This is a genomic window from Martelella sp. (assembly GCF_984369615.1).
The window spans coordinates 1-10,042 of record NZ_CFHTCS010000146.1; the positions used below are offsets into that span (position 1 = coordinate 1).

Annotated in this window: 11 protein-coding genes; 7 read left to right on the forward strand and 4 right to left on the reverse strand. The window is 63.3% G+C overall.

The window, feature by feature from the left end:
* Window positions 1–474: U32 family peptidase (locus tag AC5DC2_RS12750; RefSeq protein WP_491698742.1), on the forward strand; the 474-nt coding region annotated here is incomplete at its 5' end.
* A 5-nt stretch (window positions 475–479) separates the two neighbouring features.
* Here the strand turns inward: AC5DC2_RS12750 and AC5DC2_RS12755 are convergent.
* The 3 genes from AC5DC2_RS12755 to AC5DC2_RS12765 all read right to left on the reverse strand — a co-directional run bounded on the left by AC5DC2_RS12755 (window position 480) and on the right by AC5DC2_RS12765 (window position 3,152).
* Entirely contained in the window at window positions 480–1,532 is a 1,053-nt protein-coding gene (locus AC5DC2_RS12755; protein WP_491698743.1) for a nickel/cobalt transporter, read from the reverse strand.
* Window positions 1,523–2,164, reverse strand: a complete 642-nt coding sequence (locus AC5DC2_RS12760; RefSeq protein WP_491698744.1) for a DUF1007 family protein — start codon at window positions 2,162–2,164, stop codon at window positions 1,523–1,525. Before AC5DC2_RS12760 ends, AC5DC2_RS12755 begins: the two co-directional genes overlap by 10 nt.
* 76 nt (window positions 2,165–2,240) lie before the next feature.
* Window positions 2,241–3,152, reverse strand: coding sequence for a LysR family transcriptional regulator (locus tag AC5DC2_RS12765; protein WP_024709346.1), 912 nt, complete (start codon window positions 3,150–3,152; stop codon window positions 2,241–2,243).
* Between the two features lie 527 nt (window positions 3,153–3,679).
* Between AC5DC2_RS12765 and odc2 the strand changes: the two genes are divergently transcribed.
* Together odc2 and AC5DC2_RS12775 are read left to right on the forward strand one after the other, a co-directional pair.
* Complete coding sequence (odc2, locus tag AC5DC2_RS12770) at window positions 3,680–4,813, forward strand: ornithine/lysine decarboxylase (protein WP_491698745.1); 1,134 nt, start codon at window positions 3,680–3,682, stop codon at window positions 4,811–4,813.
* Between the two features lie 126 nt (window positions 4,814–4,939).
* Entirely contained in the window at window positions 4,940–5,539 is a 600-nt protein-coding gene (locus AC5DC2_RS12775) for a GNAT family N-acetyltransferase (RefSeq protein WP_491698746.1), read from the forward strand.
* Between the two features lie 80 nt (window positions 5,540–5,619).
* Here AC5DC2_RS12775 and AC5DC2_RS12780 read toward each other — a convergent pair whose 3' ends face one another.
* The gene (locus tag AC5DC2_RS12780) at window positions 5,620–6,180 is read right to left on the reverse strand and encodes a GcrA family cell cycle regulator (protein WP_024709349.1); all 561 of its coding nucleotides are present in this window, start codon (window positions 6,178–6,180) and stop codon (window positions 5,620–5,622) included.
* A gap of 381 nt (window positions 6,181–6,561) precedes the next feature.
* Here AC5DC2_RS12780 and AC5DC2_RS12785 point away from each other — a divergent pair, with 381 nt between their 5' ends.
* The 4 genes from AC5DC2_RS12785 to AC5DC2_RS12800 all read left to right on the forward strand — a co-directional run.
* Window positions 6,562–7,752 carry an aspartate aminotransferase family protein gene (locus AC5DC2_RS12785; RefSeq protein WP_491698747.1) on the forward strand — a complete coding sequence of 397 codons (1,191 nt, stop codon included), beginning with the start codon at window positions 6,562–6,564 and terminating at the stop codon, window positions 7,750–7,752.
* 22 nt (window positions 7,753–7,774) lie between these two features.
* The gene (gene argF / locus AC5DC2_RS12790) at window positions 7,775–8,695 is read left to right on the forward strand and encodes an ornithine carbamoyltransferase (protein WP_491698748.1); all 921 of its coding nucleotides are present in this window, start codon (window positions 7,775–7,777) and stop codon (window positions 8,693–8,695) included.
* Window positions 8,696–8,735: 40 nt separating this feature from the next.
* Window positions 8,736–9,725, forward strand: coding sequence for an Hsp33 family molecular chaperone (locus tag AC5DC2_RS12795; protein ID WP_491698749.1), 990 nt, complete (start codon window positions 8,736–8,738; stop codon window positions 9,723–9,725).
* 190 nt (window positions 9,726–9,915) lie between these two features.
* Window positions 9,916–10,042, forward strand: a 127-nt coding sequence (locus tag AC5DC2_RS12800) for a TetR family transcriptional regulator (protein WP_491698750.1), incomplete at its 3' end; no start/stop codon positions are given.

Sequence of the window (10,042 nt, forward strand, 5' to 3'; positions counted from 1 at the left end):
TCGATTGCGGCCATCGCCGGTGACGATCCGGGGATCGAACTCGAGGTCTTCGCCTTCGGCCGCGTGCCGCTGGCGATCTCCGCCCGATGCGCCCATGCGCGCTCCAAGGGCAAGATCAAGGACAATTGCAGTTTCGTCTGCGGCGAAGAGCCTGACGGACTTGATGTGCGCACGCTCGATCGCCAGCCCTTCCTGAGCCTCAACGGGGTCCAGACCATGTCGCACACCTGCCAGTCGCTGATCGGTGAGCTGGACGAGTTGCGGCGGGCGGGTATCCGGCGTTTCCGGCTTTCGCCCCAGGACTGCGATATGGCGGCGGTCGCCGAGGTGTATCGCGCCGCGCTCGACGGCCGGATCGATGCCAGGGAAGCAAAAGCGCGGCTTAACGCCATCTATCCGAATGTCCCGCTTTCCAACGGCTTTCTCTACGGTCGTGAAGGGGCGGCGCTGGTGGGATACGCAGCCGACGCCTGAAAGGCTCAGCCGGCCATCGAAGCGGCAAAAAGGGTCAGCCCCATCAGCATCACCAGCAGCGCGCCGCCGATCTCGATTACGCGGCCTATGGCCGTGGCGCGGCCGGAGCCGGGGCCGGCCAGCCTGATGGCGAGCCCCTTGGCGGAAACGGCGATGATGGCGAGCGCCGAGACCGTGATCGCCGTGCCGATCGCCATGGCGAAGACCGAGGCGATGCCGCCGAGGATCAGGCCGTTCAGCAGCGCGAAGGTGAGCACGATCAGCGCGCCGGAGCAGGGACGCATGCCGATGGCAAGGATAGCGGCCCCGGCGCCCTTCCAGTCAAAATCCTTGGCCCCGAGCGTTGACGGCTCGGGCATGTGGGCATGGCCACAGCCGCAGTCGGGGCCGTGTACGTGGTCGTGGTGATCATGCGCGGCGTGACGGTGGTCGTGATGATGGTGTTCGTCGTGGTCTTGCCCGTGATGGTCGGCGCCTGCGCTGGCAAGGGCCACCGTTTGCGGGCCGTGGCCGGAAAACAGCGGCCGCGACTTGGCGAACACGAGCCAAGCGCCGAAGCCGGCGACCAGCAGGAAGCTCGCCCGTTCCATGAACAGCGTGGCGTCGCCCATGGAAACGGCGGTGCCGCGCAACAGCAGATAGGCGGTGCCGACCAGAAGCACGGCCATGATTCCCTGGGCCAGCGACGAAAGCAGCGAAATGAGGATGCCTCGCTTCAGTTCCGTTTCGTTGGCGATCATGTAGGAGGAGATCACCGCCTTGCCATGGCCGGGGCCCGCGGCATGGAAAATGCCATAGGCAAAGGAAAGCCCGACCAGACCGAGCACCTTGACCGGATCATCGTGCATGGCCTTCAGCGCGCCGGTGAGCGCCCGGTAGAATTGCTGCTGGTAGTGATTGATGGTGATCAGAACGCCCTGGAAGGGACCGAAGGAGGAGGAGAAGGACGGCTCCGACGCGCCGATGCCGAGCGGCGACTGGGCGGCGGCGAATTTCGCGCCGGCGACAAAGGCGAGGACCATCAGGACAACGGCGAAAAAGGGACGGGCTAGTCGCATGTGATATCCAGCTTGGTAGCAAACAGTTTGCTCATATCCGTGGGGTCATTGAAGAAGGCCGCCGTGAGACTGTCGGCGTTCTCTGAGAGGATCTGGTCGGCGTCGGGTCTCAGAACGTTCTTCTTGCACTTGTCGAAGGCCGCGCCCTCGGTCACCAGATCGGTGTCGTTGCGAAAATCGATCGCGGTGTACATCGTCGGATCGTAGACGCCGAAGGTCAGATGACCTGACAGCGGCAGCGGCTTTTCCGGCTTTGCGGCGAAGAAGAGCAACAGCTGTCCGTCCGTCATGTCGGCATGGATAACGTCGGGCATGGCAAGCTTAACCTCCTCGCCGTTATCGGTGATCTGCGTATAGTAGTTGTATTCTGCAAGCGACTGCCGCACGGTTTCGCCGATCTCGGTCAGTTCGTCGCCGGTCAGCCGATTGTCCATGTTGGTGTCATAGTCGAGAATGACGGAGGACGAAAAAAACTCGTCGAACCGCCAGACATTCTGCAGCGCCGCGACGTTGCCGTCCTGATCGGCAACCACTTCGAGCCGTGCGTCGACGAAGACATGCGGGTGCGCGAGCGCAGGCCCTGCAGCTCCGATCGTAACAAGGAGGCCGTAAAATGCGGCTTTCAATCTCAAGATCTGGTCCCCTGGATGGCGGCATTCTGCCGATCTCTGTCTTACTGAATCACAATTGAGTCAGAAACGTGCCGGCTCAATGCTTTTCACAGTCGTTTTCCCGGAACCACTTCGACAGGAAGTCCACGAAGGAGCGAACCTTCACCGGCAGATAGCGCCGGTGTGGGAACACGGCGTAAATGCCGGAATGCTGCGGCAGATACTCGTCGAAGAGCGAAACGAGTTCGCCGCTGTCGATTGCCCGGCGGGCAACGAAGTCGGGCAGGAGCGCGATGCCGAGGCCCGACAGCGCTCCGCGCATGGTCACCATCGGCGAGTTGACCTCGATCGGCCCGTGGATCGGCACGCTGAAACCGGTGCCGTCCTGCGGATTGACGAAACGGAGCGTGTTGAAGGATTTCGGATTGGTGTCGACGATCACCGGGTGGTGGGCAAGGTCGGCGGGCTTGTCGAGCGGCTTTTCGAGACTTGCCAGATAGGCGGGCGAGGCGCAGACCCGGTTGATCGAATCGGCGAGCTTGCGCGCGATCATGGTGGAATCCTCGAGCCGGGTGATCCGCACCGCGACGTCGTAACCTTCCTCGACGAGATCGACGAACCGGTCCTCGGCGACGATCTCTAGCGTCAGCTCATTATGCGCCTTGGCAAAATCGATCAGGGACTGGCCGGCCGGCGCATCGACAAAGGTGCGCGGAACCGAGATCCGCAGTCTGCCGCGCAAATCCGTGTTGTTGGCGCGCACCGCGTCGGAGAGATTGTCGACCTCCTGAACGATCTCGGCGGCGCGGCGGAAATAGATATGGCCTGCCTCCGTCAGCGAGAACTGCCGCGTCGTGCGGTTCAGGAGCAGGGCGCCGAGGTCGTCCTCGAGTTCGCGCACATATTTGGAAAGCAGCGCCTTCGAGCGTCCGGTCTTGCGCGCGGCGGCGGAAAAGCCTTCGGCTTCGACCACATCGATAAAGGCGCGCATTCGCGTCAGGGTGTCCATGGCCGCTCCTGTTGGCTGGCGGGGAAATTTGTTTGAGCTTTGTCAAACAGATAGCACGAATGCGATCTTGGATAAGAGGATTTTGGGGTTCACCCACTTGATTTTCAAGAGTGATTTTAATATCTCTCCGCTTGCCCAAAGTCGCGCGTGCCTGTGGGTGTCCGCCGAACCCTCGAATGGTGAGGAACTCGGTAAGGTACCTGGAATTAACCCCTCCAGTCGCTTCTCCGGCCAACCGGTCAAGCGAGGACATCTTGAAGCAACGACGGTGCGGGCCTTTCTGGTGTCTCCCGGCTTTCCAACGGCCGGGGTACTAAAGAGGCACATACCATCATTGCCGGAAGTGCGGTCGGGATATCCCTCCAATCCAAGGCAGACAAAGCCGGATAAGCCGCAAGGCTTGTTCAATCTTGAGCGGTCGCCGCAAACGGTCCCCGGGGTCTCCATCGGCCGGGTTCGTGCGCGGGTCGATGCGCCCTTTGTCGACCCTGACTTCAGGGTCATTGCTTCGAAAGAAGAGGGTTACCATGACCACCGAACGTATCGCGGAATTCTTCAAGACCCGTCGTCCCGAAGGCCCCTGCCTGGTCGTCGATCGCGAAATCGTGCGCGACAACTACACGGCATTCCGCCGTGCGCTGCCCGACAGCGCCATCTATTATGCGGTGAAGGCCAACCCCGCGCCGCAAATCCTTGAGCTTCTCGCCAGCCTCGGATCCAACTTCGATTGCGCCTCCGTGGCCGAAATCGAAATGGTCCTGGAGGCCGGCGCCGGCGCTGAGCGTATATCCTTTGGCAACACCATCAAGAAGGAGCGTGACATCGCCCGCGCCCATGCGCTCGGCGTCAAGCTCTTTGCTGTCGATTGCCATGAGGAAGTTGAAAAGATCGCCCGCGCCGCCCCCGGCGCCCGTGTGTTCTGCCGCGTGCTGACCGATGGCGAGGGCGCCGAATGGCCGCTGTCGCGCAAGTTCGGCTGCGTTCCGCCGATGGCCGTCGACGTGCTGGTCTATGCCCATCAACTGGGACTGGAAAGCTACGGGGTGTCCTTCCATGTCGGCTCGCAGATGACCAAGCTTGAAGCCTGGGATGCGGCTCTGGCGGATGCCAAGCGCGTCTTCGCCCAGCTTGCCAAGCAGGGCATCTACCTGCAGATGGTCAATATGGGCGGCGGCTTCCCGACCAAGTATCTGCGCGACGTGCCGACGGCGGAAGCCTACGGCCAGGCGATCTTCGCAGCCCTTTCGCGTCACTTCGGCAACCAGTTGCCGAAGACGATCATCGAGCCGGGCCGCGGCATGGTCGGCAATGCGGGTGTGATCAAGTCGGAAGTGGTCCTGATCTCGAAGAAATCCGACGATGACAAGCATCGCTGGGTCTTCCTCGACATCGGCAAGTTCGGCGGTCTCGCCGAGACCATGGACGAAGCCATCCGCTACCCGATCCGCACCGAGCGCGACGAAGACGAGATGGAGCCCTGCGTCCTGGCCGGTCCGACCTGCGACAGCGCCGACGTGATGTACGAGAAGACCATGTATCCGCTGCCGATCACGCTGACGATCGGCGACGAGGTTCTGATCGAGGGCACGGGCGCCTATACGACGACCTATGCGTCCGTTGCCTTCAACGGCTTCGAACCGCTCAAGTCCTACGTCATCTGAGCAACCTTCTTCGGGTGACGGGTGTGAAGTGAGACTGCGGCCCTCCCTGCGGCCGCAGTCTCGGTAGCACGCCGGCACGGCAATCGCTGCCGGTCTTTTGAGGCTGTTTTTTAGGGGATTGGTCTGATGGCCCCTTTCTTTCAGGACACTGTTCTCGTCGTTGACGCACCGGCCTTCATCATCGGCGAGGAAGCCGGGATCGATGCCGTAGCGCGGGAAAGCCTTCTCGATCGCGCCATGGGGCCGATGCGCAGGAAGAAATCGTCGGAAAAGCTCCGCCGCAACCGGCTGCCGGCCGAAGGCCTGGCGCTTGTCGCCCGCGATGAGGGCGGCGTCCTGATCGGCACGGTCCGGCTCTGGCATGTCGATGCCGGCGTGGATGCTGCCGGTCGCGCCGTGCCCGCGCTGCTGCTCGGCCCGCTCGCCGTCGATCCCTGCGCAAACGGCAAGGGCGTCGGTTCGGCCCTGATGCGCGCGGCGATTGCTGCGGCTGAAGCCCGCGGCCACGGCGCGATCCTGCTGGTCGGCGATCCGGAATATTATCAGCGCTTCGGCTTTTCCGCCGAAAAGGCGGAGCATCTCGTCATGCCCGGCCCGTTCGAGCGCCGCCGTTTCCTCGGCCTTGAGCTGACGGAGGGTTTTCTTTCCGGCGCGGCGGGCCTTCTTGTCGCCACCGGCCTCAAGGCGCCCTCGGCTCGGGTCAAGCCGCTTCGGCGGGCTGCCTGATCCATTTTCTGCCGGATGTCAAAAGGCCCTCGCAGCATCGCCGCGAGGGCCTTTTTCCGTTGGTTTCTGAAGCGTCCGGTTCAGCCGGCCCGGCGACGATCGCTGACAGGCTGATAGGCAAGCTTTGCGTGGTATTTGCAATAGGGCGAGTTTTCCGGCGACTCGCAGCCGCAGAAGTAGAAGTCCTCCTGGGTGGGATCGCCGACCGGCCATTTGCAGGTCCGTTCCGTCAGGTCGGTCAGCGCGATTTTGCGCATGATCGGCACGACATTGTTGTCGGGCGCTGCCTTCTGCTCGGGCGCGGCCTCGGTTTCGGCAACGATCTCCTGCTTCAGCGCGGTGGCGCCGGCGGTACGCGGCGCACTCGGCGCCGATGCCGGCGTTTCCGAAGGCTTGCGGCCGGCGGCGCGCGAGGCGAAGTTCGGCGCACGCGGCGGCGCGGTGTTGCGGGCTGTGGCGCGGGTGGCGGCAGACGGCGCCGACCCGCCGCTCTTGGCGCGGCCCGGCAGCGCCAGACGGTGCACCTTGCCGATGACGGCATTGCGGCTCACGCCGCCGAGCTGATTGGCGATCTGGCTCGCGCTCAGCCCCTCGGACCAGAGTTGTTTGAGTTTTTCAACGCGCTCGTCTGTCCAGCTCATGGGTAATCTCCGGCTGTTTGCGGGCGGAATCGGTCGCCATGCTCCGGAATGCCTCCGAAACAGGAAAGTGTCGCCAATCCGGGTGATCAGATCCGCCGCCTGCAGTTCTCTGTTGGGACTTAAGTTAGGCCCATGGCACTATCGTGGCAAGGCGACAGCGAATCGCTGGAATCCTTTTTCGCGGTTTTCCCCAACTTGGTGTTTTTCGAATTCATCATTTGCCGTGCGCGACATCGTTCGGCGCCGCACCGGCTTTGTTGACATTGGGGTCGGAGATGACAATATATGCCGAGCCGCCGCCTGAGGCGGCATTTTTAATTTCTGCAACCGCCCCAGACTGAAACTGGCTGGCATATCGTCCTTGCCGGGAGCTTGATCACCATGTCCGCATCATCGCCGCTCTTCAACACATTCGCCAGAATACCGCTCCGGTTCGAGCGCGGCGAGGGTGTCTGGCTTGTGACGGACAAGGGCGAGCGATATCTGGATTTCGCCGCCGGCGTCGCCGTCAATTCCCTCGGCCATGCCCATCCGCATCTGGTGGAGGCGCTGAAGGATCAGGCCGAGAAGCTCTGGCATGTCTCGAACCTCTACGAGGTCTCGGGCCAGGAAAGGCTCGCCGAACGGCTGACGGCCGAAACCTTTGCCGACAAGGTGTTCTTCAACAATTCCGGCGCGGAGGCGCTCGAGACAGCGATCAAGACTGCTCGACGCTACCACTTTGCCAAGGGGCATCCGGAAAAGATCGATATCATTACCTTCGAGGGCGCCTTTCACGGGCGCACGCTGGCAACCATCGCCGCCGGCGGCCAGGCAAAGTATATGGAGGGCTTCGGGCCGAAGGCGCCGGGCTTCGTCCAGATTCCGGCCGGTGATATCGACCTGCTGAAGGAGACGATCGGCGAGACGACGGCCGCGCTGATGATCGAGCCGATCCAGGGCGAGGGCGGCGTGCGCAGCGTCGACAAGGCGTTCCTCAAGGCATTGCGCGAGATCTGCGATGAACAGGGCCTGTTGCTGATCTTCGACGAGGTCCAGACCGGCGTCGGGCGGACGGGAACGCTGTTTGCCTACCAGCAGACCGGCGTCGAACCCGATATCATGGCGATCGCCAAGGGGATCGGCGGCGGCTTTCCGGTCGGCGCCTGCCTTGCCAGCGACGAGGCCGCCTCGGGCATGGTGCCGGGCGTGCATGGCACGACGTTCGGCGGCAATCCGCTGGCCATGGCCGTCGGCAATGCCGTTCTTGACGTGGTGCTGGAAGACGGCTTCCTGGAGCATGTCCGCGAAATGGGCCTTCTGTTCCGCCAGGGGCTCGCCGAACTGAAGGACCGCTATCCCGACGTGATCGAGGAAATCCGCGGCGAAGGCCTGATGGTCGGCGTCAAGGCAAAGGTGCCGGCCGGCGAGCTTGCGGCGGCGATGCGTGACGAGAAGCTGCTGTCAGTGCCCGCCGGCGAAAATGTCGTGCGCCTGTTGCCGCCGCTCACCGTCAGTGACGAGGACGTCCGGGAAGGGCTCGCGCGGCTCTCGCGCGCTGCGGCGAAGCTCTCGCCCGCCCGGTCCGCCTGAAGCATTAGAAAGAGTTAGTTCCATGTCCTCTCCGAGACATTTTCTCGACCTCTCCGCCGTTTCGGCATCCGCATTGCGGGACATTCTGGACGACGCGGCGACCCGCAAGGCAGCGCAGAAGGCGGGAACCGCCGACAAGCCGCTTGCCGGCAAGATGCTGGCGATGATCTTCGAGAAGCCGTCGACGCGCACCCGCGTATCCTTCGATGTCGGCATGCGCCAGCTCGGAGGCGATACGCTGGTGCTGTCGGGCAAGGACATGCAGCTCGGCCGGGCCGAGACGATCGGCGATACGGCGCGCGTGCTGTCGCGGTATGTCGACGCGATCATGATCCGCACGACAGACCACGCGCGGCTGCTGGAGCTTGCCGAATACGCGACCGTGCCGGTGATCAACGGGCTGACCGATGCCACCCATCCCTGCCAGATCATGGCCGATCTGCAGACCTTAGAGGAGCATCTTGGGCCGGTGGCGGGCAAGACAATCGCGTGGACCGGAGACGGCAACAATGTGCTGCACTCCTTCCTCGAGGGCGCGGCGCGGTTCAAGTACCGCGTCAACATCGCCGTGCCGCCCGGCTCCGAGCCCGACGGCCGCTTTGTCGACTGGGCGCGCAAGGAAGGGGCTGACGTGACCTTCTTCGAGGATGCCAAGGATGCAGTCGAAGGCGTCGACTGCGTGGTGACCGACACCTGGGTCTCGATGAACCAGGAGCACAAGGCGCGTGGCCACAATGTCTTTCAGCCCTATCAGGTCAATGCCGATCTGATGAGGCGGGCCAATGACAATGCGATCTTCATGCACTGCCTGCCGGCCCATCGCGGCGAGGAAGTGACAGACGAGGTGATGGACGGACCGCAATCGGTCGTGTTCGATGAGGCCGAAAACCGGCTTCACGCCCAGAAATCCGTACTGGCCTGGTGTCTCGGAGCTATCGACTGAGCTGCCGGCCTCCCCCGCGAAGGGGGGAAGGAGACGAAATATGCAGGATCTGAAACAGCAACTCGGCGAACTCGGTTTCGCCGGAGACGACATGGTTGTGCCCTTCCAGGTGGATGCGCTCGACGTGCGCGGCCGCACGGTCCAGCTCGGACCGCTGCTCGACGCGATCCTGTCGCGCCATGACTACCCGGAGCCCGTCGCGCGGCTTCTCGCCGAAGTCGTCGTGCTGACGGCGCTGATCGGCACGTCGCTGAAATTTACGGGCAAGTTCACCGTGCAGACCAAGAGCGACGGCCCCGTCGATCTGCTGGTCGCAGACTTCTCGACGCCGGACGCGCTGCGCGGCTATGCCCGCTTCAGCGAAGAGGCGCTTAAGGCAGCGGTTGCGGCAGGCAAGGCGACGCCGGAGGACCTGCTGGGCCGCGGCGTGCTTGCCTTTACCATCGACCAGGGCAGTTTCATGCAGCCCTATCAGGGTATTGTCGAGCTTGACGGCAGTTCGCTGGAAATGATCGCCATGGGTTATTTCCGCCAGTCGGAGCAGATCCCGACCGCCGTCAGGCTTGGCGTTGCCAAGCTGCTCGACCGCGACGATGACGGCCAGCCGCGCGAACGCTGGCGCGCGGGCGGCCTGGTGGCGCAGTTTCTCCCCGAGGAGGCGGGCCGCATGCGCCAGCCCGATCTTCACGGCGGCGACGGGGATGACGGCACGCTGTCTCATGCTCCCGATGACGCATGGACGGAGGCGCAGGCGCTGGTCGAGACGATCGATCTTGACGAGATGACCGATCCGGAAGTCGGCGCCGAACGCCTGCTCTATCGCTTGTTCCACGAGCGCGGCGTGACGGTCTATCCGGCTCAGGGCGTCTATGACCGCTGCAGCTGCTCGCGCGAGCGCATTCTCGGCGTTCTCAAGGGCTTCACGGCCGAGGAGGTCGACGACAGCGTCGAGGACGGCAAGATCACGGTCACCTGCGAGTTCTGCTCGACGCCCTACGTCTATTCGCCGGAAGAAGTCCGGGAAGCCTGATCGAACCGCTCAGTTCACTAAATGATTGAAATGCGCCGGGCCTCAGCGTATCCCTAGAAAAAACGCGAAAGGCTGACGGCGCATTTCCGTTGTCTGGTATTGCGCCGGCGAGTGGGTTGAAATGGGTTTCGGGAAATCAAAAAGCAGGTTCTGTCGGCGGGATGAGGCGGCGCGCTGCGCTCTGCGGCGAATGGGCCGGCATGCGGCGGGCGAAGACCCGGTCAAGCGCCGGCAGATTGTGGAGGGCGCGCGGCAGGTGTTCATGAATGTCGGCTTCGATGCCGCCAGCATGAACGACATCATCCGCGCCGCGGGCG

Excerpts from the sequence above, each read along its gene's own strand:
- odc2 (WP_491698745.1), top strand. The coding sequence starts at position 3,680 with ATGACCACCGAACGTATCGCGGAATTCTTCAAGACCCGTCGTCCCGAA.
- AC5DC2_RS12765 (WP_024709346.1), bottom strand. The coding sequence starts at position 3,152 with ATGGACACCCTGACGCGAATGCGCGCCTTTATCGATGTGGTCGAAGCC.
- argF (WP_491698748.1), top strand. The coding sequence starts at position 7,775 with ATGTCCTCTCCGAGACATTTTCTCGACCTCTCCGCCGTTTCGGCATCC.
- AC5DC2_RS12785 (WP_491698747.1), top strand. The coding sequence starts at position 6,562 with ATGTCCGCATCATCGCCGCTCTTCAACACATTCGCCAGAATACCGCTC.
- AC5DC2_RS12795 (WP_491698749.1), top strand. The coding sequence starts at position 8,736 with ATGCAGGATCTGAAACAGCAACTCGGCGAACTCGGTTTCGCCGGAGAC.
- AC5DC2_RS12755 (WP_491698743.1), bottom strand. The coding sequence starts at position 1,532 with ATGCGACTAGCCCGTCCCTTTTTCGCCGTTGTCCTGATGGTCCTCGCC.
- AC5DC2_RS12775 (WP_491698746.1), top strand. The coding sequence starts at position 4,940 with ATGGCCCCTTTCTTTCAGGACACTGTTCTCGTCGTTGACGCACCGGCC.
- AC5DC2_RS12780 (WP_024709349.1), bottom strand. The coding sequence starts at position 6,180 with ATGAGCTGGACAGACGAGCGCGTTGAAAAACTCAAACAACTCTGGTCC.